This window comes from Nocardioides sp., from assembly GCF_030019515.1.
Lineage (GTDB): Bacteria > Actinomycetota > Actinomycetes > Propionibacteriales > Nocardioidaceae > Nocardioides.
In genome coordinates this window covers 280362-303056 of sequence record NZ_JASEEQ010000004.1, presented here as the reverse complement: position 1 = coordinate 303056, position 22695 = coordinate 280362, and the positions used below count along the sequence as shown (strand labels likewise).

The 22695-nt window shown below is 73.7% G+C and carries 22 protein-coding genes; 7 read left to right on the top strand and 15 right to left on the bottom strand.

The window, feature by feature from the left end:
• Nucleotides 1-60: 60 nt before the first annotated feature.
• From QMC84_RS08140 to QMC84_RS08115, 6 genes are all read right to left on the bottom strand, one after another.
• Entirely contained in the window at nt 61-1341 is a 1281-nt protein-coding gene (locus tag QMC84_RS08140) for a cyclopropane-fatty-acyl-phospholipid synthase family protein (RefSeq protein WP_300373679.1), read from the bottom strand.
• The gene (locus tag QMC84_RS08135; protein WP_300373677.1) at nt 1338-2714 is read right to left on the bottom strand and encodes an FAD-binding oxidoreductase; all 1377 of its coding nucleotides are present in this window, start codon (nt 2712-2714) and stop codon (nt 1338-1340) included. The genes QMC84_RS08140 and QMC84_RS08135 overlap by 4 nt, the downstream gene beginning before the upstream one ends.
• A gap of 66 nt (nt 2715-2780) precedes the next feature.
• Complete coding sequence (locus QMC84_RS08130) at nt 2781-3134, bottom strand: cytidine deaminase (protein ID WP_300373675.1); 354 nt, start codon at nt 3132-3134, stop codon at nt 2781-2783.
• Nucleotides 3127-4419 carry a hemolysin family protein gene (locus QMC84_RS08125; protein ID WP_300373673.1) on the bottom strand — a complete coding sequence of 431 codons (1293 nt, stop codon included), beginning with the start codon at nt 4417-4419 and terminating at the stop codon, nt 3127-3129. Before QMC84_RS08125 ends, QMC84_RS08130 begins: the two co-directional genes overlap by 8 nt.
• 42 nt (nt 4420-4461) lie before the next feature.
• The gene (gene ybeY, locus QMC84_RS08120) at nt 4462-4911 is read right to left on the bottom strand and encodes an rRNA maturation RNase YbeY (RefSeq protein ID WP_300373671.1); all 450 of its coding nucleotides are present in this window, start codon (nt 4909-4911) and stop codon (nt 4462-4464) included.
• Nucleotides 4908-5948 (bottom strand): PhoH family protein, encoded by a 1041-nt coding sequence (locus tag QMC84_RS08115; protein ID WP_300373669.1) that lies wholly within the window; start codon nt 5946-5948, stop codon nt 4908-4910. The genes ybeY and QMC84_RS08115 overlap by 4 nt, the downstream gene beginning before the upstream one ends.
• Before the next feature lie 101 nt (nt 5949-6049).
• On the opposite strand from QMC84_RS08115, the gene QMC84_RS08110 reads away from it, so the two are divergent.
• A complete protein-coding gene (locus QMC84_RS08110) occupies nt 6050-6346 on the top strand; it encodes a hypothetical protein (protein ID WP_300373667.1) in 297 nt (98 codons plus the stop codon).
• A 7-nt stretch (nt 6347-6353) separates the two neighbouring features.
• Here the strand turns inward: QMC84_RS08110 and QMC84_RS08105 are convergent, their stop codons facing one another.
• Complete coding sequence (locus QMC84_RS08105) at nt 6354-7571, bottom strand: hypothetical protein (protein ID WP_300373665.1); 1218 nt, start codon at nt 7569-7571, stop codon at nt 6354-6356.
• Nucleotides 7568-7906: an HIT domain-containing protein gene (locus QMC84_RS08100; protein WP_300373663.1), complete on the bottom strand. Its 339-nt coding sequence runs from the start codon at nt 7904-7906 to the stop codon at nt 7568-7570. Before QMC84_RS08100 ends, QMC84_RS08105 begins: the two co-directional genes overlap by 4 nt.
• A 67-nt stretch (nt 7907-7973) precedes the next feature.
• On the opposite strand from QMC84_RS08100, the gene QMC84_RS08095 reads away from it, so the two are divergent.
• The 3 genes from QMC84_RS08095 to QMC84_RS08085 are packed head-to-tail and all read left to right on the top strand — an operon-like array spanning nt 7974 to nt 10314.
• Nucleotides 7974-8474 carry a SigE family RNA polymerase sigma factor gene (locus QMC84_RS08095; RefSeq protein WP_300373816.1) on the top strand — a complete coding sequence of 167 codons (501 nt, stop codon included), beginning with the start codon at nt 7974-7976 and terminating at the stop codon, nt 8472-8474.
• Nucleotides 8471-9403, top strand: coding sequence for a Gmad2 immunoglobulin-like domain-containing protein (locus tag QMC84_RS08090; protein ID WP_300373661.1), 933 nt, complete (start codon nt 8471-8473; stop codon nt 9401-9403). Before QMC84_RS08095 ends, QMC84_RS08090 begins: the two co-directional genes overlap by 4 nt.
• Nucleotides 9404-9429: 26 nt before the next feature.
• The gene (locus QMC84_RS08085; RefSeq protein ID WP_300373659.1) at nt 9430-10314 is read left to right on the top strand and encodes a Gmad2 immunoglobulin-like domain-containing protein; all 885 of its coding nucleotides are present in this window, start codon (nt 9430-9432) and stop codon (nt 10312-10314) included.
• 76 nt (nt 10315-10390) lie between these two features.
• Here QMC84_RS08085 and QMC84_RS08080 read toward each other — a convergent pair whose 3' ends face one another.
• Genes QMC84_RS08080 through hrcA form a run of 3 tightly spaced genes read right to left on the bottom strand, consistent with a single transcriptional unit; the run spans nt 10391 to nt 13383 of the window.
• Entirely contained in the window at nt 10391-11131 is a 741-nt protein-coding gene (locus tag QMC84_RS08080) for a 16S rRNA (uracil(1498)-N(3))-methyltransferase (RefSeq protein ID WP_300373657.1), read from the bottom strand.
• A gap of 11 nt (nt 11132-11142) precedes the next feature.
• Nucleotides 11143-12327, bottom strand: a complete 1185-nt coding sequence (dnaJ, locus tag QMC84_RS08075; protein ID WP_300373655.1) for a molecular chaperone DnaJ — start codon at nt 12325-12327, stop codon at nt 11143-11145.
• Nucleotides 12328-12369: 42 nt separating this feature from the next.
• Nucleotides 12370-13383 (bottom strand): heat-inducible transcriptional repressor HrcA, encoded by a 1014-nt coding sequence (gene hrcA, locus QMC84_RS08070; RefSeq protein ID WP_300373653.1) that lies wholly within the window; start codon nt 13381-13383, stop codon nt 12370-12372.
• 153 nt (nt 13384-13536) lie between these two features.
• Between hrcA and QMC84_RS08065 the strand changes: the two genes are divergently transcribed.
• From QMC84_RS08065 to QMC84_RS08055, 3 genes are read left to right on the top strand one after another with little or no spacing between them, the layout of a single operon-like run.
• Nucleotides 13537-14397: an MBL fold metallo-hydrolase gene (locus QMC84_RS08065; protein WP_300373651.1), complete on the top strand. Its 861-nt coding sequence runs from the start codon at nt 13537-13539 to the stop codon at nt 14395-14397.
• An 18-nt stretch (nt 14398-14415) separates the two neighbouring features.
• Nucleotides 14416-14682, top strand: coding sequence for a hypothetical protein (locus QMC84_RS08060; RefSeq protein WP_300373649.1), 267 nt, complete (start codon nt 14416-14418; stop codon nt 14680-14682).
• Between the two features lie 40 nt (nt 14683-14722).
• On the top strand, nt 14723-15586 hold the full coding sequence (locus QMC84_RS08055) for a DUF3097 domain-containing protein (protein ID WP_300373647.1): 864 nt from the start codon (nt 14723-14725) through the stop codon (nt 15584-15586).
• Nucleotides 15587-15599: 13 nt separating this feature from the next.
• On the opposite strand, the gene QMC84_RS08050 is transcribed toward QMC84_RS08055, so the two are convergent.
• From QMC84_RS08050 to QMC84_RS08035, 4 genes are all read right to left on the bottom strand, one after another.
• Nucleotides 15600-16043, bottom strand: a complete 444-nt coding sequence (locus QMC84_RS08050; RefSeq protein WP_300373645.1) for a TM2 domain-containing protein — start codon at nt 16041-16043, stop codon at nt 15600-15602.
• Between the two features lie 27 nt (nt 16044-16070).
• The gene (gene hemW / locus QMC84_RS08045) at nt 16071-17378 is read right to left on the bottom strand and encodes a radical SAM family heme chaperone HemW (protein ID WP_300373643.1); all 1308 of its coding nucleotides are present in this window, start codon (nt 17376-17378) and stop codon (nt 16071-16073) included.
• A 286-nt stretch (nt 17379-17664) separates the two neighbouring features.
• Entirely contained in the window at nt 17665-21111 is a 3447-nt protein-coding gene (locus tag QMC84_RS08040) for an error-prone DNA polymerase (RefSeq protein ID WP_300373641.1), read from the bottom strand.
• A gap of 10 nt (nt 21112-21121) precedes the next feature.
• A complete protein-coding gene (locus tag QMC84_RS08035) occupies nt 21122-22693 on the bottom strand; it encodes a DNA polymerase Y family protein (protein WP_300373639.1) in 1572 nt (523 codons plus the stop codon).
• Between the last annotated feature and the right edge of the window lie 2 nt (nt 22694-22695).

Below are 22695 nucleotides of genomic sequence, written 5' to 3'. Positions count from 1 at the left end.
CCTGACGGAGGTGTCCGAGAACCCGCGGACGGAGGACAGTTCCGTCAGGTGCGCGGCGGGTCAGAAGGCGTGCCGGAGCGGGTAGCCGCTGGCGCCGTTGGCGTCGGTCCTGGTGGCGAGCACGTGGTGGAGCTGGATCTCGTTGCGCTCGAACGCCAGCCGCGAGCCGGCCATGTAGAGCCCCCACACCCGGGCGGTCTCCTCGCCGACCTCGGCGACGCACGCGTCCCAGTTCTCCTGGAGGTTGTGGCACCAGGCGGCGAGCGTCTTGGCATAGTGCACGCGGATGTTCTCCTCGTGCTGCACCTCGAGGCCGGCGTCCTGCGCCTCGGTGATGATCGTGCCCGACCCGATCAGCTCCCCGTCCGGGAACACGTAGCGGTCGATGAACGCACCGGTCTCGCGGGGCCGGTTGTCGTGGCGGGTGATGCAGTGGTTGAGCAACCGGCCCTGGGGGCGCAGGTGGTCGCGGATCCAGCCGAAGTACGCCGGGTAGTTCCGCACGCCGATGTGCTCGGTCAGGCCGATCGAGGAGATGGCGTCGAAGCCGGTCTCCTCCACGTGGCGGTAGTCCATGAACCGGACCTCCGCGAGGTGGTCGAGGCGCTCCTCCTTGATCGCCTGCTGAGCCCATGAGGCCTGCTCCCTGGACAGGGTGACGCCGAGGACCTGGACGCCGTGCTCGCGGGCGGCGTGGCGGACCATGCCGCCCCAGCCGCAGCCGATGTCGAGCAGGCGCTGGCCCGCCTGGAGGCCGAGCTTCTGGGCGATCAGCTCGTACTTGGCGGACTGCGCCTCCTCGAGGGTCGCCTCCTCGGTGGGATACACGGCGCAGGTGTAGGTCATCGACGGGCCGAGGACGTACTCGTAGAAGGTGTTCGAGACGTCGTAGTGGTGGCGGATCACCTCCGCGTCACGGCCCTCGGAGTGGCGCAGCCCCTCGACGACGCGCCGCCAGCGCGGGATCGTCTCCTGGGGCGGCGGCGCGGGCGGGCGCAGCGTCGACAAGCCGACCGCGCGCAGGATCTCGACCGCCTCCGCAGGGGACGGGCGGCGCATCTTGAGCCCCTTCTGCAGCAGCCGCATCGCCTCGTACGGGTCACCGGGGTGGACGCCCTCGATGACCAGGTCGCCGGTCACGTAGGCGCGCGCCATCCCGAGGTCACCGGGGGCGGTCAGCAGGTAGGAGAGGCCGCGCTGGTTGCGCAGGTCGAAGCGGAACGGCGCATCCTTCGGACCGCTCGAGCTGCCGTCGTACGCCGTGAACCGCAGTGGCAGCGGCTCCTTGAGCAGGGTGTCGAACGCCTGGGCGATCGTGATGGTCCTGGTCTGCCGGGTCAATGTCTCTTCACCACCTTGTCGTAGAGGCTGGTCAGCCGGTCCTGCGGGTCGTAGCGACCCTTCACGACGGCGAGGTTCTCGCCGTCGTAGAGCCTGTCGAACGTCGCCCGGTCGTAGAAGGCCTCGCTGTAGAGCGACTTGTGGCCGCCGAGCTCGTGCACCCGCTCCTCGATGGCCCGGTTGCGCGGCGCCCGGACGGCCTCCGGGCCGACGTGCACGGTGCCCCAGAAGCCCACGTTCACGTAGAGCAGCCCGGGCTCGAGCGGGTAGGTGGGCCAGCTGCGCAGCGCCACGCAGGGGCACAGCCAGACCGGGCGCATCCCCACGGCCTCGTCGAACCACTCCAGGAAGTCGGGCAGCCGCTCGACCGGCACCTCGACGTCCTGGATGACCCGCTCGCGCAGCGGCCGGCCCCGGCGCCGGTCCAGCCAGTCGGCGAAGCCGATCCGCCGGTCCAGCCCGATCAGCCGGTGGTAGACGTCCGAGCGCCGCCAGCGCCGGGGCCACAGCCGGCGCACCGTCGGGTTCTGCACCCCGAACGCGCCCGAGCACCAGAACCAGTCGGTGTCCCAGCGCCACAGGTAGTCGTAGGTGGTCAGCAGGTCGGTCTCGCGGTGCTGGAGCGACCGGTAGTAGATCTGCTGCCCGGTGTAGTCGCTCGCGGGCGCCGGCCCGGGTGCGTCCGTCCAGGTGGCGAGCGTGAGGTAGTACTCCCCCGGCCCGAAGGCCACCCCGTCCAGCCCGTCCACGCGGACGCCGTCGTACGAGCGCGCGTCGGCGATCTCGGCGATCGACTTCGCCAGCGCGCCGAGGTCGTCGAAGCGCAGGTGGCGCAGCGAGACGTACGCCGGCACCTGCTCGAGCTCGATCCGCAGCCGGGTGGCGTAGCCGAGCGAGCCGTAGGAGTTGGGGAACGCGGCGAAGAGGTCGCCGTGCTCGCCGTCCGGGCCCGGACGGCAGGTGACGACCTCGCCCGCGCCGGTGAAGACGTCCATCTCGAGCACCGACTCGTGCGGCAGGCCGCTGCGGAAGCTCGTGGACTCGATGCCGAGGCCGGTGACCGCGCCGCCGAGGGTGATCGTGCGCAGCTGCGGGACCACCTTCGGGACCAGGCCGTGCGGCAGCGTGGCGTCGACGAGGTCCTCGTAGGTGCACATCCCCTGCACGTCGGCAGTCCGCGCGGAGGCGTCGACCGCGATCACGCCGTCCAGCCCGGAGACGTCCAGCCCGGGGGCGTGGGTGGCCGTGCGCGGGCGGAACAGGTTGGAGGTCCGCTTCGCGAGGCGCACCGGCGCGCCCGCGGGGATCGCGGCGTAGGAGGACCTGAGGCGCTCGACGGCCGCCTCGTGTGCGGCCCAGCCACGCAGACTCACGGGAGCAACCTACTCCAGGCGCCCGGTCGGGCGCGCTCCGGAATTTCGCCGTCCGGACGGCGTGCGTCAGGTCGTCGTCGACTCGAGGACGGCCCCGCGCGGGTCGCCGCGATGGGCCACGACCCCGGCGCCGCCCAGGTCGCGCAGCGCGGCGAGGTCGGCCTCGGCGAGGCGCGCCGCGTCCGTCAGCACGACCGCCGCCTCGAGCCCCTTGGCGCCGCTCGCGACGGCCATCGCGACGCAGACGCCGACGGCGGAGACGCGCAACGAGGGCAGGTCCACGGTGGCGGCGGCGTAGGTGCGTCCGTCGGCGTCGCGGACGGCGGCGCCCTCCGCGGCCCCGGTCCGGGCGCGGGTGGCGCGGGCCAGCGTCACCAGCTTCGCGTCCTCGGCGGACAGCCCGCCGGCGAGGTCAGTCATCGTGCTCCTCGTCCTCGTCGTGGGCCGGCTCCACCCGGTGGATCAGCACGGTACCGATCTTGTTGCGGCGCCCGGAGACCCCCTCGGCCTCGAACCGCAGGCCGTGCGCCTCGACCGACGAGCCCGGGATCGGGACCCGGCCCAGGTGCTTGGCCATCAGGCCGCCCACGCTGTCGATGTCCTCCTCCTCGACCGCGAAGCCGAACAGCTCGTCGAGGTCGTCGATCGGGTAGCGCGAGGAGACCCGGACCGCCCCGTCGTCGAGGCTCTCCACCTCGACCGTGGCCTCGTCGTACTCGTCGGTGATCTCGCCGACGATCTCCTCCAGCACGTCCTCGATCGTGACCAGCCCGGCGGTGCCGCCGTACTCGTCGACGACGACCGCGATGTGCTGGCGCATCGCCTGCATCTCGGAGAGCAGCGCGTCGACCGGCTTCGACTCCGGCACGAAGTGCGCGGGCCGCATCACCTCGTCGATGCGCTGGGTGAACTCGACGTCGGGTGCCTCGAAGTCGCGGCGGACGATGTCCTTGAGGTAGGCGATCCCCACGACGTCGTCGAGGTTCTCCCCGATGACCGGCACCCGGGAGAAGCCGCTGCGCAGGAACAGCGACAGCGTCTGGCGCAGGTTCTTGTATCGCTCGACGTAGACGACGTCGGTGCGGGGAACCATCACCTCGCGGGCGATGGTGTCGCCGAGCTCGAAGACCGAGTGGATCATCTTGCGCTCGCCGGACTCGATCACCGCGGAGGCCTCGGCCAGGTCGACCAGTTCGCGCAGCTCGGTCTCGGTCGAGAACGGTCCCTCGCGGAAGCCCTTGCCCGGCGTGAGCGCGTTGCCGACCACGATCAGCAGCCGCGGCAGCGGGCCCAGGACGGCCGTCACCGTGGCCAGCGGCGCGGCCGAGAGCAGCGCGACCCGCTCGAAGTGCTGCCGGCCCAGGGTGCGCGGCGCGACGCCGATCGCGACGAACGAGACCACCAGCATCACGCCGATCACCGTCAGCGCGGTCGCCCACCAGCGCCCGTCGTACGCGCTGCTCGCCTCGAGGGTGACGATGACGATCGCGGACACCTCGCAGAGCAGCCGCAGCAGGAGCGCGGTGTTCAGGTAGCGCGGCAGGTCGTCGAGGAGGGCGACCAGCCGCCTCGACCCGGGCCGGCCCTCGGCGAGCAGCTCCTCGGCGCGGGCGCGGGAGAACGACGACACCGCGGCGTCGACTGCCGAGAACAGCCCGGCCAGCACGACCAGGGCGGCCGCGACCAGCAGCAGCCAGACGCTCACCGCGGTCTCACCGGGTCGTTCACTGGTCGATCACTGGGTCGATCACTGGGCGCGCCAGGCGGCCAGGAGCTCGTCCTGGAGCCCGAACATCTCCCGGTGCTCCTCCGGCTCGGCGTGGTCGTAGCCGAGCAGGTGGAGGATGCCGTGCACCGTCAGCAGCTCGATCTCGGCCTCGGTGCCGTGCCCGGCGGTCTCGCCCTGGCGGGCGGCGACGTCGGGGCAGAGGACCAGGTCGCCGAGCACGCCCTCCTCGGGCTCCTCGTTGACCAGGCCGGGGCGCAGCTCGTCCATCGGGAAGGCCAGCACGTCGGTGGGCCCCTCCTTCTCCATCCACTGCTCGTTGAGCTGCGCGATGGTCGGCTCGTCGACCGCCTTGATGCACAGCTCGGCCAGCGGGTGCACCCGCATCCGGTCCATCACGAAGCGGCTGAGCGCCGCGAGCCGCTTGACGTCCAGCGGGTGGCCGGACTCGTTGAGGATCTCGATGCTCAACTGTGCGCCCCGGGACGGTTCGCCTGCTTGAGCTCCTGGGAGCGCGCCACGTGCGCGTCGAACTCGTCGTACGCGGCGACGATCCTGCCGACCAGCTTGTGGCGTACGACGTCGTGGCTGGTGAGCCGGTTGAAGCTGATGTCCTCCACCTCGTCGAGGATCTCCTCGACCGCCCGCAGCCCGGACTTCTGCCCGTTGGGGAGGTCGGTCTGGGTCACGTCGCCGGTGACCACGATCTTGGAGCCGAAGCCGAGCCGGGTCAGGAACATCTTCATCTGCTCGGGCGTGGTGTTCTGTGCCTCGTCGAGGATGATGAAGGAGTCGTTGAGCGAGCGGCCGCGCAGGAACGCCAGCGGCGCCACCTCGATGGTGCCGGCGGCGAGCAGCTTGGGGATGGTCTCGGGGTCGATCATGTCGTGCAGCGCGTCGTAGAGGGGCCGCAGGTAGGGGTCGATCTTCTCGCTGAGCGTGCCCGGCAGGAACCCGAGGCGCTCGCCGGCCTCGACCGCCGGGCGGCTGAGGATGATCCGGTTGACGTTCTTGGACTGCAGCGCCTGCACCGCCTTGGCGACCGCGAGGTAGGTCTTGCCGGTGCCGGCCGGGCCGATCCCGAACGTGATCGTGTGCTTGTCGATCGAGTCGACGTAGCGCTTCTGGTTCAGCGTCTTGGGACGGATCGACCGGCCGCGGTTGCTCAGGATGTTGAGGCTGAGCACGTCCGCCGGGCGCTCGGTGGTCTCGGCGCGCAGCATCGAGACCACCCGCTCGACGGTCTCGGTCGTCACGCCCTGGCCGGTGCGGATGATCGCGACCAGCTCGTCGAGGAGCCGCTCGGCCAGCGCCACCTCGCCGGGCTCGCCGGAGAGCGCCACCCGGTTGCCGCGCACGTGGACGTCGGCGTCGAAGGAGCGCTCGATGACACCGAGGTGCTCGTCACCGGGGCCGAGCAGGCTGACCATGTTGATGCTGTTGGGGACCACGACCGTGTGCCGCGTGGCGGTCGCGGGGCGGTCCCCCTGGTGGTTGCTGTCAGTCATGGAAGCCCCGTGCGGGGCACCCTCTCCGATAGGCGATCGAGCCCCTCCATGTTACGGGCTGCTCCCGCACCGGCCCAGCGAGTTGCGAGTACCGTGACCGCATGGGTGGCCAGGCGTGGGGAGAGGGTGCCGCCGGCGACGACCCGTACGCCGAGGACTGGGGTCTCGACGACGACCCGGACCGCCCGGCGCCGCCGTACTGGTTCCCCGGGCAGCACCTGCCGCCGGACGCCCGCCGGCTCGGGCTGACCCACCACGTGCCCGACGGGGCGATCCTCGACTTCGCCGGCCAGCTGGACCCTTCCAAGCTCGCCCACCGCGTCACCGCGTGGGCGCTGCTGGTGCTGTTCGGGCTGCCGGTCGTCCTCGCGGTGCTGCGGGTCCTCTACGCCTGGTGAGCGAGGCTCACCTCCCGTCGAACGCGACCTGCAGCATGCCCAGGCACATCTCGTCGGTCGACCCCTCGGCCCAGATCACGTAGCGGTCCTCGCGACTGCTCGCGAACGCCGGCAGGACGTCGCGCAGCCACTGCACGTGGCGGCAGGTGATCCGCACGGTGTCGCCGGGGTCGAGGTGCACCGGGCGGATCGGGTGGACCTGCTGGTCGTCGAAGTCCCAGATCGGGATGTCCAGGACGGTCCGCGCCGCGGGGGTGTCGGGATTCACCTCGATGCGCAGCGAGCGACCCAGCAGGTGCATGTGGCCGGCGACGCCGAGGACGGTCATCGGCCGGTCCACGAAGCGGGTGCACGAGGCCGTGCGGGAGGCACGCGCCTCGGTGCCGCAGAGCAGGTGCAGCAGGCTGTTGGTGTTGCCGGCGGCGCCGAAGCGCGCCAGCACGTCCGCCACGGCCGCGTCCCGGTCGCACAGCGGCGAGTCGTCGTGGTCGGGCCGGCACGGCATCTCGACCGGCGCCGGGGTGAGGTAGGTGTGCAGCGCGGTCAGGTCGCGGCTCGCCGGCATCCAGCGCAGCCGGGTGCCGGACGTGTCCGGGGCCGCACCCTGGAGCAGGTTGTAGTGCACCTGCATCACGATCCGGGACCCCGCGTCGAGGCGGACGCCGTACCCGTCGCGCACCTTGGTCTCGTCCCCGCCGGGTGCCCAGGCGGCCAGCCACGAGGCATCGTCGACGTTGGTGAAGTCGCCCGAGATGCGGGTGCCTCCGAAGCAGGTCCAGCCCTCGCCCGGCGCGCCGGCGTCGAGCCGCTCCGCCTCGGCGACCTTCTCCGGCGGGACCCGGAACAGGATCACGTGGTGCACGACCTGGGGGTTGCCGGGCAGCACGTTGCTGCCGGTGAGCCACACGTCCCGGTCCAGGCCGGGGTCGAGCAGGAAGCAGCGGTAGTCGTCGGTCCCGGCTCCGGAGGGCGCAGAGGGGGTGTAGTCCGCGGGCATGGTGAGGGTCATCCGGCGCTCGCCGGGCCGCAGCGGCAGCTGCGTGCCGGGCGGTACGTCGGCCAGCCGGTCGCCCCCGACGGCCGGCGGGTCCGGCGGTGCCGGGAGCTCCTGCGGTGCTCCGGTCCGTCGGTCGGCGTCGGTCGAGACGCACGCGGCCAGAGGCAGCACCAGGGCGAGGACGGCCAGGAGCAGCCCGAGCCGGCCACGGGCCCGGATCCGGCTCATCCAGGCGGCCAGGTCAGCGGCCGGCCGGCGAGCAGGTGCAGGTGGGTGTGGAAGACGCTCTGGCCGGCCTCGGCGCCGGTGTTGAACACGATGCGGTAGTCGGCGTACCCCTCGGCGGCCGCGACGGCCGCGGCCGTCGTCACCAGCTCCGCCGTGGCCTGCGGGTCGGCCGCGGCCAGCTCCGCCGCGTTCGCGTAGTGGTCCCGGGGCACGACCAGCACGTGGGTCGGCGCCTTCGGGTCGATGTCACGGAACGCGACGGTCCGCTCGGTGGTGTGCACGACCTCGCCGGGGATGTCCCCCGCGACGATCTTGCAGAACAGGCAGTCCTCCACGAATCCTCCTGGGTGCGAGGGTAAACCGGATCCTGGTCCCGAGCGTGCCACTAGCGTGAGTGCGGTGATGGATCGGCCCGTCTGGACCGCGGACGAGGCGCTCGAGCAGCTCTACGCTGCGCACTGGCGCCAGCTGGTGCGGCTCTCGGTGCTGCTCGTGCGCGACCAGGGCCTGGCCGAGGAGATCGTGCAGGACGCCTTCGTCGCCGTGCACGGGCGGTGGTCGCGGCTGCGCGACCCCGAGAACGCCCTCGCCTACCTGCGCCAGGCGGTCGTCAACCGGTCGCGGTCCGCGCTGCGGCACCGCGCGGTCGTCAACCGGCACGCGGCGTCGGTGCGCGCGGTCGACACCCCGGACCCGACCCCGGACACCGACCGGCGCGAGGCGGTGCTCGAGGCCCTGCGCGTTCTCCCCGACCGGCAGCGCGAGGTGCTCGCGCTGCGCTACTACCTCGAGCTGTCCGAGGCGGAGATCGCCGACACGCTCGGCATCAGCCGGGGTGCGGTAAAGAGCCACGCCTCGCGCGGCGCCGCCGCGCTGCGCGCCCTGCTCCAGGAGGATCTGTGAACACCCCGCTGCCCGACCTGGGCCACCTGCTCCGCGGCGCTGTCGACGACATCGAGCCCGCCGACCGGATCGACGCGATCCGGGCGCGCACGGCGCACGCACCGGCCCGGGCCGCCCGGCCGTGGCTCTACACCGCGGGCGGCGTCGCGCTCGCCACGGCCGCCGCGGTCGCCGCGTTCGCGGTCCTCGGCGGCGACCGGCCCGCCCCCGACGGGGGCCCGGCGCACCCGGACCACGGGACCGAGACCGTGCTGGTGCCGGCGTACTACCTCGGCGAGACGGCCGACGGCTGGCGGCTGTTCCGGGAGTTCGACCCGGTCGTCGGCGACGACCCCGCCGCGGCCGCCCTGGAGCGGCTGCAGCGTCCCGCACTGGACCCCGACTACGAGTCGCCCTGGCCGCAGGGCTCCTTCGAGAGCGCCCGGCTGGCCGACGGCGTGATCGAGGTCGAGCTCGGCGACGCGGCACCCGACCTCGACCACCCGGCGGGCGACCTCGTCGACCAGCAGGTCGTCTACACCCTGCAGGGCACGCTGCACACCCAGGCTCCGGTCCAGTTCGTGCGCGACGGCGAGGCCGTCGGCGCGCCGATCGACTCCCGGCCCCAGAACGACGTACTGAACCTGGTCAGCATCAGCGACCCCGCCGAGGGCCAGGGCTACCACGGCTCGTTCACCGCGCGCGGTCGCGCGAACTCCTTCGAGGCCACCGTGCACTGGGAGCTCCAGGACGAGTCCGGCACCGTCGTACGCGACGGGTTCGCCACCGCCGCCGGCTGGACGGACAAGCTCTACCCGTGGCAGGCCGAGATCGACCTGACCGGCCTGCCGGACGGCTCCTACACGTTCGTGGTGCGCGAGGACGACCCGTCCGGCGGCGCCGAGGGATCGCACCCGGCGGTCGACACGCGCACGATCATCGTCCGCTGAGCGCCCCCGACCGAGAGGATGGAACCATGAGCGTCCGCACCCGCTTCGCCGTCCTGCTGTCCGCCGCCATCTGCCTGGGCGCGCTCGCCGCGTGCGGGAGCGACCGGACCGCCGAGGACCCGACGCCCGCGAGCGGCTCGACCCAGGGGCGCGCCGAGAGCCCGGAGCTATCGGAGCCCTCCGAGAGCGCGGCCGAGACGGTGGCCGTGCCGGTCTACTTCGTCGGCGACACCCCGCAGGGGCCGCGGCTGTTCCGCGAGTTCCGGCAGGTCCCGGCCGACGACCCGGCGTCCGGCGCGCTGGCGCTGATGACCTCCGGCGACGCCCTCGACCCCGACTACCGCACGCTCTACCCGGGCGGCTCCTTCGCGAGCGTGCAGGTCGACGCGGACCCGATGGTCGTGGAGCTGCCCGACGAGAGCTGGACCACCGCGCCGGACGGGATGTCGCAGGACGACGCCCGGCTCGCCGCGCAGCAGCTGGTCTACACCCTCCAGGGCGTCGCCCAGGCGCGCTCCGCGGTCGCGATCCAGCTCGACGGCGCGCCGGCCGACCTGTTCGGCCTCGGCGGCGAGCTGGCCGACGAGCCCGAGCTCGACGTCCGCGCGCTGGTCAACGTCACCAGCCCCGAGGAGGGCGCGACGGTGAGCGGCACGTTCACCGCGAGCGGGGTCTCCAGCTCGTTCGAGGCGACCACGCCGTGGGAGGTCCGGGCCGAGGACGGCACGGTGGCGGCGAAGGGCTTCGCGACGGCCGAGGGCTGGATGGACAAGCTCTACCCGTGGGAGACCGAGGTCGACGTCTCCGACCTCGCGCCCGGCACCTACACGTTCGCGGCGATGACCGACGACCCGTCCGGCGGCGAGGGCCACGGCCCGACCGAGGACACCAAGACGATCACCGTGGGGTGACGGCGTGCGCGGGAGGTCCTACGGACGGAGCAAGCGGTAACACCGTCCGGATGACCTCCCGGGGGCGCCGGGCGGCTCAGCCCCAGCGCGGGGTGCGGGAGAGCAGCGCGGCCACGGCGGCGACGCCGGCGGTCGACGTACGCAGCACCTCGGCGCCCAGCCGCACGGACACCGCGCCGGCGTCCACGAGGGCAGCGACCTCGTCCTCGGTGAGGCCGCCCTCGGGGCCGACCACGACCACGACCCGCCCCGCGGCAGGTACGGCGAGGGCGGTGACCGGCTCGGTCGCGTCCTCGTGGAGGACCACGGCCAGGTCCGCGGCACCGACCAGGCCGACCACGTCGGCGGTGGTCGCGAGCGGGGCGACCACCGGGAACCACGCGCGGCGGGACTGCTTGGCGGCCTCCCGGGCGGTGGCGCGCCAGCGGGCCAGGGACCGCGCGGCCCGCTCCCCCTTCCACACGGCGACGCTGCGCGCGGCGGCCCACGGCACGACCTCGGCCACCCCGATCTCGGTCAGCACCTCGACGGCGAGCTCGCCCCGGTCACCCTTCGGGAGCGCCTGCACGACCACGACCGCGGGCTCCGGCTCGGGGTGGGACCGCACCGACTCGACGGTGACCGTGAACACCCGCTTGCCGGTGGCGGACACCGTCCCGACGACCGACGTACCGCCCCCGTCGGTGAGCACCACCTGCTCGCCCACACGCAGCCGCCGCACCGCCACCGCGTGGTGGGCCTCGTCGCCCTCGACCGTGACCTCCGCGCCGGCGGCCGCGCCCTCGAGGCTCGGCACCACGTGGACCGGCAGCGACATGGCGGCGCCGCTCAGTGGGCGTTGAACGCGTCGCGGAGCCGGCCGAAGACCGACTTGGCGCCCGGGCGCACCTGGCCGGTCGGCGCCTCCTCGCCGCGGATCACGGCCAGCTCGCGCAGCAGCTCCTCCTGGCGGGGGTCCAGCCGGGTCGGCGTCTCGACGACCACGGTCACGATGAGGTCGCCGCGCCCGCCGCGCAGACCCGGGACGCCCCGGCCGCGCAGCACCTGCTCGGTGCCGGACTGGGTACCGGGCCGGATGTCGAGGTCGAACGACGTCTCCACCCCCGAGTCGGTGTCTCCCCCGCTGTCAGCGCCGGTCACCACGTCCGCCTCCAGGGTGGGCAGCGTGAGCGTGGTGCCGAGGGCCCCCGCGGTCATCGGCAGGGTCACCGTGCAGTGCAGGTCGTTGCCGTGGCGGGTGAAGGTCTCGTGGGGCGCGGTGTGGATCTCGACGTACAGGTCGCCGGCGGGGCCGCCGCCGGGACCGACCTCGCCCTCGCCGGACAGCTGGACGCGGGTGCCGTTGTCGACGCCGGCCGGGATCTTGACGGTGAGGGTACGGCGGGAGCGCACCCGGCCGTCCCCGGAGCACTCGCGGCAGGGCTCGGGGATGATCGTGCCGAACCCGCGGCACGCGGGGCAGGGCCGCAGCGTGCGGATCTCGCCGAGGAAGGACCGCTGCACGTGCGCCACCTCGCCGGCACCGTGGCAGGTCTCGCACGGGATCGGGTGGGTGCCGGCCGCCGTACCCTCGCCGTGGCAGGTGCTGCACCGCACCGCGGTGTCGACCTTGATCTCCCGGGTCACGCCGAAGGCCGCCTCGGCGAGCTCGACCTCCAGGCGGATGAGCGCGTCCTGGCCGCGCCGCTCCCGCGGCCGCGGCCCCCGGCCCGCGCCGGTGGCCGCACCGCCGCCGAAGAACGCGTCCATGATGTCGGTGAACGAGAAGCCCGCGCCCTGGCCGAAGCCGCCGGCGCCGCCGAACGGGTCGCCGCCGCGGTCGTAGTGCGCGCGCTTCTGCGGGTCGGAGAGCACCTCGTAGGCGAGCGAGATCTCCTTGAAGCGCTCCTGCGCGTCCGGGTCGGGGTTGACGTCGGGGTGGTACTGGCGGGCCAGTCGCCGGTAGGCCTTCTTGATGGCGTCGGCGTCCGCATCGCGGCCGACACCGAGAAGCTCGTACAGGTCCTGGCTCAACGTGGTTCCTTCTGTGATCTCGCTGTTGTCTGGGGCGGCGGGCTAGCCCTCGTCGAGGAGCCGCGACACGTAGCGCGCCACCGCACGGACCGCCGCCATCGAGCCCGGGTAGTCCATGCGGGTGGGGCCGACGATCCCGAGGCGCGCGAACGCCTCGTCGCCGGGCCCGTAGCCGGTCGCGACCACGCTGGTCGAGGAGAGCTCCTGGTAGGGGCCCTCGTGGCCGATCCGGACGGTGAGGACCTCGCCGGCCGTCGCCTCACCGAGCAGCTTGAGCAGCACCACGTGCTCCTCGAGCGCCTCGAGCAGCGGCCGGACCGCTGAGTCGAAGCTGTCGCCGAAGCGGGCCAGGTTCGCGGCGCCGCCGACCGCGATCCGCTCGTCGGAGCGGTGGTCGGACATCGCCTCGACCAGGACGTCGACGACCGCTCCGGTGGCGGCGGCGTCCTCGGCCGGCACCAGCGCACGCAGCGCGGTCGCGGCATCGGCGATGATCTCGCCGAGCGCGGCACGGTTGACCACGCTGCGCAGGTCGGCCACCTCGTCGTCCCCCAGCTCGGCGGCCAGGTCGACGAGGCGCTGCTCGACCCGCCCGGTGCTGAGGATCAGCACCACCAGCAGTCGGGTCGGGGTCAGGGCCACCAGCTCGATGTGGCGCACCGTCGAGCGCGACAGCGTGGGGTACTGCACCACGGCGACCTGGCGGGTCAGCTGGGCCAGCAGCCGCACCGAGCGCTGGACGACGTCGTCGAGGTCGATCGCGCCGTCGAGGATGGTGGCGATCGCCCGCTTCTCCGCCGAGCTCATCGGCTTGATGGTGCTCAGCCGGTCCACGAACAGGCGGTAGCCCTTGTCGGTCGGGACCCGGCCGGCGCTCGTGTGGGGCTGGGTGATGTAGCCCTCGTCCTCCAGGGCCGCCATGTCGTTGCGGACCGTCGCCGGGGACACCCCCAGGCCGTGCCGCTCGACGAGGGCCTTGGAGCCGACCGGCTCCTCGGTGGCGACGTAGTCCTCCACGATCGCGCGGAGGACGGCGAGCCTGCGCTCCTCCTGCACCCGCCTCACCTCCTCGTGTCGGGCCACCCTGCCGGTCGTCCGGGGCTGGCACTCGAAAGTCCTGAGTGCCAAGCCTACTAGGCGAGCCGTCGTCGTCCGTCGTGGCGCGCGCCCTGTCCTCGGGCCGGCACCCCCACCGCCTAGGGTGGGCCGGTGGCATTCAGGGAGGTCGCGGACCGGGTCTGGGTCGCGCGCTACGAGTGGTTCGACGTCAACGTGACCCTGGTGGGCGGCGACTCCGGGCTCCTCGTCGTCGACACGCACGCGTCCGCGACGGCCGCGCGGACGGTGGTCGAGGACATCCGCCGGCTCGGGGCCGGCGACGTGGTCGCCGTCGCGAACACCCACGAGCACTTCGACCACACGTTCGGCAACGGCGTGCTCCGCGCGGCGTACGGCGACCTGCCGATCCACGCCCACGAGACCGCGGCCGAGCGCACCGTCCCGGCCGGCGAGCGGATCAAGGCGGCGTACGACGAGGATCCCGACGACCCGCACCGCGAGGAGGTCCGGGCCACCGAGATCGTGCCGGCCGACCGGACGTTCTCCTCGGCACGGGTGCTCGACCTCGGCGACCGGATGGTCGAGCTGGTGCACCCCGGACGCGGGCACACCGCCGGTGACCTCGTGGTCCGGGTCCCCGACGCCGACGTGCTGCTGGCCGGCGACCTGGTCGAGGAGTCGGCGCTGCGCGCGGGTGTGCCGGGCTTCGGCGAGGACTGCTACCCCTTCGACTGGCCGCTGAGCCTCGACGTCGTCCTCGCGCTGACCACGCCGGCCTCCGTGGTCGTGCCCGGGCACGGGGCGCCCGTGGACCGCGACTTCGTCGATGAGCAGCGCAACGCGATCGGCGTGGTCGCCGAGACCATCCGCGACCTGGCCGGCCGCGGCGTCCCGGTCGACCAGGCGCTCGACGCGGCCGAGTGGCCCTATCCGCGCGCGGAGCTGGCCGCCGCCGTCCGCCGGGGCTACGAGCAGCTCCCCCGCAGCCAGAAGCGGTTGCCGCTCGTCTAGGCCGGGTACGTCTCCACCATGAGCACCCACGACGACGAACCGGCCGGGATCTCCGACGAGCGACTGCCCGAGGACCTGCGGCCGACCGACGACAACCCGCTCGCCAAGCCGCTGACCGACGAGGACGACCCGAGGTCGGCCGAGGAGCTCGACGTGCTGGGCGGCAAGACCCCGGAGGAGTCCTCCGAGAGCGACGGCGACGGGTCCGACGGGCCGGACGAGGTGGCCAGCGACGACCAAGGGGACGACCACGGCGACGACCGCGGGGACGACTCCGCGGGCTGACGGCGCGCCCTCCCCGACGGTGTCGGCGGCGCCGCCTAGCGTGGCGCAGGTGACCCACGACCGCTACGGATCCGACGTGCTGGCCACCGACTGGCGCGCACCCAGGCGCGGCCGCGCCGTCGAGGCGCCCGCCGAGCTGGGTGCGGTGGTCGAGGAGGTCACCACGGACTGGTGCGGCGAGATCGTGGCGGTCGACCGCGACCTCGACACGCTCACCCTGGAGGACCGGCGCGGCAAGCGCCGTACCTTCCCCCTGGGGCCGGGGTTCCTGCTCGACGGCCGGCCGGTGATCCTGGTGCCGCCGGTGCGCGGCGGTGCGCCCGCCCGGCCGACCCGCACCGCGTCCGGCTCGGTCGCCGTCCGCGGCGCCAAGGCCCGGGTCGCCCGCGCCAGCCGGATCTTCGTCGAGGGCCGCCACGACGCCGAGCTGGTCGAGAAGGTGTGGGGCGACGACCTGCGGATCGAGGGCGTCGTGGTCGAGTACCTCGACGGTGTCGACGACCTCGCCGAGCACCTGCGCGACTTCGGACCCGGGCCGGACCGCAAGGTCGGCGTCCTGGTCGACCACCTGGTGCCGGGCTCGAAGGAGAGCCGGATCGCCCACGCGGTCGCCACCTCGCCGGTGGGGCGGCACGTGCTGATCGTCGGCCACCCGTTCATCGACGTCTGGGCGGCGGTCAAGCCCGACCGCCTCGGCCTGACCCGCTGGCCGGACGTGCCGCGGTCCATCGAGTGGAAGAGGGGCGTGTGCCAGCACCTCGGCTGGCCGCATCGCGACCAGGCCGACATCGCCCGCGCCTGGCAGCACATCCTCGGCCGGGTGTCGTCCTACAACGACCTCGACCCGGCCCTGCTGGGCCGGGTCGAGGAGCTGATCGACTTCGTCACCGTCTCGGCTGGATGAGCGGCCGGGGCAGCTAGCTGCGCAGCGGCCGTCCCTGGGCGTCGACGCTGTCGGTGGCCAGCATGATGATCCCGTCGATGAACGGCCACAGCGCGCCGATCCCACAGGTCAGCACGGTGACGATCACCTGCCAGACACCCGTCTTGGTGTCCCCGATGTAGAACCGGCCGATGCCGAGCGGGATCAGGATCTGCAGCAGCCCGGCGACCAGCTTGGACTTGTCGGAGTACGGGATGCCGGTGACCGGGTGCACGCCGTACGGCGCGGCCGGGCTGGCGCCGTACGGTGCGGCGCCGGCGGGCGGCGGCGGGTAGCCGCCGGCGGGCGGCGGCGGGTAGCCGCTGGGCTGGCCGTAGGGCGGCGGGGCCGGCGCGCCGTACGGCGGCGGTGCCGACTGTCCTTCGGGCTGGCCCGGTTGCTGCTGGGAGGGATCCGGGTTCTCTGGGCCTGTGGTCATGGCCTCACCCTAGGACCGCGCGGACCCTCACGGCAGGAGATCGCGGATGACCGCGTCGGCGAGGAGCCGGCCGCGCCGGGTCGGCACCAACCGGTGTCCCGACCCGCTCTCCAGCTGGGTGATCAGGCCGCGTGCGACCAGGTCCGGAACCGCCGCCCGGCCGACCGGGTCGAGGACCTCGAGAGGCACGCCCTCGCGCAGCCGGAGCTCGAGCAGCACCCGCTCGACCCGCCGGCTCTCGGCGTCGAGGACCTCGCGGGCGTGCCCGGGGCTGCGGCCGGCGGCGATCCGGTCCGCGTAGGCCGCGGGGTGCTTGACGTTCCACCACCGCACGCCGCCGACGTGCGAGTGGGCACCCGGCCCGACCCCCCACCAGTCGCCCCCGGTCCAGTAGAGCAGGTTGTGCCGGCAGCGGCTCGCGGTGTTGTCGTCGAGGCCGCGCGCCCAGTTCGACACCTCGTACCACTCCAGCCCGGCGGCCGCGAGGCGGTCGTCGACCAGGAGGTACTTGTCGGCGAGGTCGTCCTCGTCCGGCATCGGCAGCTCGCCGCGCTTGACCCGGCGGGCCAGGGCGGTGCCGTCCTCGACGATCAGGGAGTACGCCGACAGGTGGTCCGGTCCGCACGCCAGGGCCGCCTCGACGCTGACCTCCCAGTCGGCGATGGACTCACCCGGGGTGCCGTAGATCAGGTCCAGGCTGATCTGCTCGAAGCCCGCCTGGCGCGCCCAGTCGACGACCGCGGGCACCCGGAGCGGGTCGTGGGTGCGGTCCAGCACCCGCAGCACGTGGTCGACCGCCGACTGCATGCCGAAGGAGAGCCGGGTGAAGCCGGCCGCCCGGAGCTGGTCGAGGTCCCAGCGGGCCACGCTGTCCGGGTTCGCCTCGGTCGTGACCTCGACGTCGTCGGCCAGCCCGAACTCCGCGCCGATCGCCGCCAGCACCGCCCCCAGGTCGGCGGGGCCGAGCAGGGTGGGGGTGCCGCCGCCGAAGAACACGGTGTCGACCGGTAGGTCGACGTCGCCGAGCACCTGCCGCGCCCGGCGCACCTCGGCGATCGCGGCCTCGGCGTACGTCGCCCGGCTCGCCCCGGGCGCCCCGCCGGCAGGTCCCAGCTCCTCGGCGGTGTAGGTGTTGAAGTCGCAGTAGCCGCACCGCACCGTGCAGAACGGCACGTGCACGTAGAACCCGAAGCCCCGCTCCCCCACGTGCTCCAGCGCGCTCTCCGGCAGCGAGCCGTCCTCGGGCACCGGGTCACCGGCGGGCAAGGCGGACGGGGGCACCGGCTCATCCTCCCACCGACGCCCCACCCGCCCCCCATCGCCGAGTCGGCGCATCATGCCCACCCAGGACCGCCGACTCGGCGCATCATGCCCACCCAGCACCGCCGACTCGGCGCATCATGCCCGCCCAGCACCGCCGACTCGGCGCATCATGCCCGCCCAGCACCGCCGACTCGGCGCATCATGCCCGCCTCGCGGCCGGCAACTGTGGAGGAAGTGGGCAAGACGCGCCGACTCGAGCCCCCACCGCGGGCAAGACGCGCCGACTCGAGCCCTCCACGCGGGCAAGACGCGCCGACTCGGCGTACGGAGTCCCGAATCAACGTGGTGGGGGGTGGGGTCACTGGAAGTCGCGGGAGCGGTGCCGGGAGCGCAGGGCCTGACCGGCCTCGGGGTGGACCGCCTCGATCGGGGCGAGCCGGTCGGCGACCAGGTTGGTCACGCCGTCCTGGCGCTCGAGGATGCCGCGCACCACCATCCCGGCGGCGCTGGCAGCCGTGGCGCGGTGCCGCCGCCACACCCCGACCGTGCAGATCACGTTGAGCATCCCGGTCTCGTCCTCGAGGTTGAGGAACGTGACGCCACCGGCGGTGCCCGGCCGCTGTCGGTGGGTGACCAGGCCGGCGACGTGCACCCGGCGCCCCGGCTCGGCGGTCGCGGTGTCGGCCACCGACTTGATGCCCGCGGCCCGCAGCCGGTCGCGCAGGTGGCCGAACGGGTGCTGCTCGGGCGTGATCCCGGTGGCCCACAGGTCGGCCATGGTGACCTCGACGTCGTCCATCTCGGGCAGCATCGGCGCCGGACCCGCGACCCGGATGCCCTCCAGGTGCTCCTCGCCCTCGGTCCAGCCGGCGTTCCACAGCGCCTGGCGTCGTGACAGCCCGCCCCCGGGGAACGCGTCGTCGAAGGCGCCGGCCGTGGCCAGCGCCTCCAGCTGCCCGGCGTCGAGGCCGGCCCGCCGGGACAGGTCGGTCTGGTCGGCGAACGGGCGCTCGGCCCGGGCGGCGACGATCCGCTCGGCGACGGGGGTGCTGATGCCGCGGACCGCGTCCAGCCCGAGGCGTACGGCGTACGCCTCGTCCCGCCGGTGCGCCGGGGTGGGATCGGGCGTGCCGGTGACCCACTCGGTCCGCTCCGGATGGTCGGCCAGGCACCCGGGCAGACCGGCCGGCCCGCCCGCACCCCGCTGGTCGCCCAGCGGCTCCAGGTCGGCGCTCGCCGCGGAGCGGACCAGGTCGGGACGCCGCACCTCGACGCCGTGCCGCCGGGAGTCGTGGACCAGCGACTGCGGGGAGTAGAACCCCATCGGCTGGGCCCGCAGCAGCGCGGCGAGGAACGCCCCCGGGTAGTGCAGCTTGCACCAGGAGCTGGCGTAGACGAGCTTGGCGAACGACAGCGCGTGGCTCTCGGCGAAGCCGAGGTTCGCGAACGACAGGATCTTGAGGTAGATCGCGTCGGCCTCCTCGCCGACCAGCCCCTTGCGGGCCATCCCGGCGTAGAGCTTGTCCTTGATGCTCTCGATCCGCTCGATGCCGCGCTTGGAGCCCATCGCCCGCCGCAGCAGGTCGGCCTCGTCGCGGGTGCAGTCGCCGAGCACCCGGGCCATGTCCATCAGCTGCTCCTGGAACAGCGGCACCCCTTTGGTGCGCTCGAGCACCGGCACCAGCAACGGGTGGGCGTACTCGACCTCCTCACGTCCCGTGGCCCGCCGGATGTAGGGGTGGACCGCGCCGCCCTGGATGGGGCCGGGCCGGATCAGCGCGATCTCGATCGCGAGGTCGTAGAACTCCCGGGGCCGCAGCCGCGGCAGCGTGCCGATCTGGGCACGGCTCTCGACCTGGAACACCCCGACCGAGTCGGCCCGGCAGAGCAGGTCGTAGACCGCCGGCTCCTCCTTGGGGATCGTGCTGAGCTCCCAGTGCTCGCCGAGGTGCTGCTCGACGATGCGCATCATGTGGTCGAGCGCGCTGAGCATTCCGAGCCCGAGCAGGTCGAACTTGACCAGTCCCATGAACTCGCAGCCGTCCTTGTCCCACTGCAGGACGGTGCGCTTGTCCATGCGAGCCCGCTCGATCGGCACGACCTCGCCGATCGGTCGCTCGGTGAGCACCATGCCGCCGGAGTGGATGCCGAGGTGGCGCGGGGCTCCCAGGAAGCCGTTGGCGAGCTCGACGACGGGAGCGGGTACGTCGAGATCAGCGGGGTGCTCGCCGCCGTCACGTGAGGCCACCGTCGTCCACGACGTGACCTGCTTGGACCAGGCGTCCTGCTGGCCCGGGGAGTGCCCCAGCGCCTTGGCCGCGTCCCGGACCGCCATCTTGGGCCGGTAGCCGACGACGTTCGCGACCTGCGCGGCGTTGTGCCGGCCGTAGCGGTCGTAGACCCACTGGATCACCTCCTCGCGGCGGTCGGAGTCGAAGTCGACGTCGATGTCCGGCTCCTCGTCGCGGTGCTGGGAGATGAACCGCTCGAACGGCAGCCGGTAGAAGACCGGGTCGATCGCGGTGATACCGAGCGCGTAGCAGACCGCCGAGCTGGCCGCGGATCCGCGGCCCTGGCACAGGATCCCCCGCGAGCGCGCGAATGCCACGATGTCGTGGACGATCACGAAGTAGCCGTCGAAGTCCTTCTCGCCGATGATCCGCAGCTCGTGCTCGACGGTCTCGCGGGCCTGCGTCTCGAGCGGTCCCCCGGCGTACCGCTGCGCGAACCCCTGCTCGGTCAGCTCGCGCAGCCAGGTGGCCGGCGTGTGCCCGGCGGGGATGCCGTCCTTGGGCAGCCGGGGGGTGGCCTTCTGCAGGTCGAAGGCCACCTCGCCGGCGAGCTCGACGCTGCGTGCCACCGCCCCGGGGTAGCGGGCGAACCGGCGCGCCATCTCCTCCCCCGACCGCAGGCAGGCCATCCCGGACGCCGGCAGCCAGCCGTCCATCTCGGCGAGGCTGCGTCGGGCCCGGACCGCCGCCATCGCGTCGGCGATCCGGTGCTGCTCGGGCCGGGCGTGGTGGACGTTGTTGGTGGCCACCACCGGCAACCCGTGGTCGGCCGCCAGCGCCGCGAGCAGGTCGTTGTGGGTGGAGTCGGCGGGGTAGCCGTGGTCGATCAGCTCCACCACGACGTTGCCGTGGCCGAAGAGCGCGGTGAGCCGGTCCAGCTCGGCGGCCGCGGCCGCGGACCCGTGCTCGAGGAGGGCTCGGCGTACGGCGCCCTTGCGGCAGCCGGTCAGCACCAGCCAGTGCCCGTCGCGGCGGCCGCCGGCCCGCTCGGCGAGCTCGCCCAGGTCGTAGACGGGCCGGCCCTTCTCGTCGCCGCGCAGCTGGGCGTCGGTGATCGCGGCGGCCAGCCGGTGGTAGCCCTCGACGCCCCGGGCCAGCACCAGCAGGTGGCCGCCCTCGGGGTCGGCGACGCCGTTCTGCGGCCTGGTCAGGCCGAGGGAGAGCTCGGCCCCGTAGGCCGTCCTCAGGTCGCCGTACATCTTCGCCGTCTCGGCGAACAGCGGCGCCCCGTAGAACCCGTCGTGATCGGTGATCGCGAGCCCGTGCAGCCCGAGCCGGATCGCTTCGAGCACCAGGTGGTCGGGGCCGCTGGCGCCGTCGAGGAAGCTGAAGCTGGAGTGGCAGTGCAGCTCGGCGTACGGCGTCACCGGGCCGTCGGGCCGCGCCACGTCGACCCGGGTGCGCCTGCGCTTGCGGGTCGAGATCGGCGCCTCGGGGTCCTGGGGCGTGCCGACCCGCCCGGAGAGCCGCTTCTCCAGCTCGCCCCAGGAGATCGGAGGGTTGCTCCAGCCCATCAGGTCCCCATCAGTCGTAGGCCGCCTCGGTCCACCACACGCCCGCGTCCCCCGTCGACTCCCAGGTCATCAACCAGGCCCGGCCGTCGACGCCGACCACCTGGAAGCGCGCGACCCTTCGTGGGTCGCCCTCCCACCACAGCTCCTCGACCGGCCACGGCCCGGCCCAGGCGGCGACCGGCTGCCAGCCGCCGGACGGGTCGGGGCGGAACCGCTCCGGTGCGCAGGTGACCGAACCGCGCTCGTCGACGTCGACCGGGCGACCGGCCGCCCCGGTGACGTCGGCCGACCACGGGGTCGCCAGCACCCGGGACGGCGCGGGCGGGGGGATGCTGCCCGGCCACGGCGGGGCGCCCTGGCCATCTCGGGGCCGCAATCCGCTGGGCCGCTCCCCCCATGCCACGAACGCCTGCCGGGCGGCGGGACTCCGGCCGCCCTGGAGCACCGGACGTACGACGGCCTCGTGGCCGAGCATCCCCTGCACCCGGGCGATGCCGCGCTCGACCCGCTCCTCGGTGCCGCCCCACAGCCCGTCGGCGTGCACGGCGTCGGGGACCACGCTCACCGGCTCGAAGACCACCCGGTCGACCGGCGCCCGCACCGGTCCGGACCTCCGGACGGTCGTGACCGCCTGGAGCTGCCAGTGCAGCCGGTCCACCAGGTCGGCGGCGCCGAACCAGCGGGGGTGCAGCCAGACCCGTGAGCAGGACGGCTCCGACTCACCTTCGCACCGGGCCTCGATCCGCACCTCGGTGCAGACGAGGTGCTGGCCGGCCAGCCCGGCGACGAACCGGTCCGCGGTCCGCCGCACGCTGAAGCTGATCGTCTCGGCGGAGTCCAGTGGCGGCTCGAAGTCGACGTGGCAGGTCAGCTCCGGCGGCGGGGTCCGGGTCGCGAGCAGCTCGGCGCCGCCGCCACCGACCACCCGGTGCACCCACGCCACCTGCGAGCCGAACCGGTCGCGCACGTCGGCCGCCGCCAGATCACCGAGCTGACCGAGGGTGCGCAGGCCGAGCCGCTTGAGCAGGCTGACCGCGTCGCGTCCGTCGGGGAGGTCCTCGATCACCTCGACCGGCAGCTCGCGCAGGAACGGCACCGACTGCCCCGGCTCGACCACGAAGCAGTCCTGCGGCGCAGCCCGCCGCGCGGCCTGCTCGGCGGTGAACAGCTCGTCGGCGATCCCGACCCGGCAGTCCCAGACGCCGAGCCGCACCAGCCGCTCGGCGAGCAGCGCCGCCGCGGCCGGCTCGCCGCCGTAGAACCGGCCCGGCGCACGCAGTGCCACCAGGCCCGGCCGCAGCGGCGCCACGCCGGGCCGCAGCTCCTCGACCGCGGCCAGCACCGGCTCGAACGCCCGGGCGTCGCGGTCGGGGACCGCGGCGTACACCCTCAGCTCCGGGCACCGTCCCTGCGCGTCGCGCCGGCGCATGCCGCGGCGTACGCCGACGGCCCGGGCCGCGGCGTTGCACGCCTGCACGATGTTCGCGCGGAAGACCGCCGCCGGCAGCCGGGTGGGCAAGCCCTCGTCGGCCAGCGCGGCGACCACCGGCCAGTCCGGGCACCACACGACCATCACGCGCATCG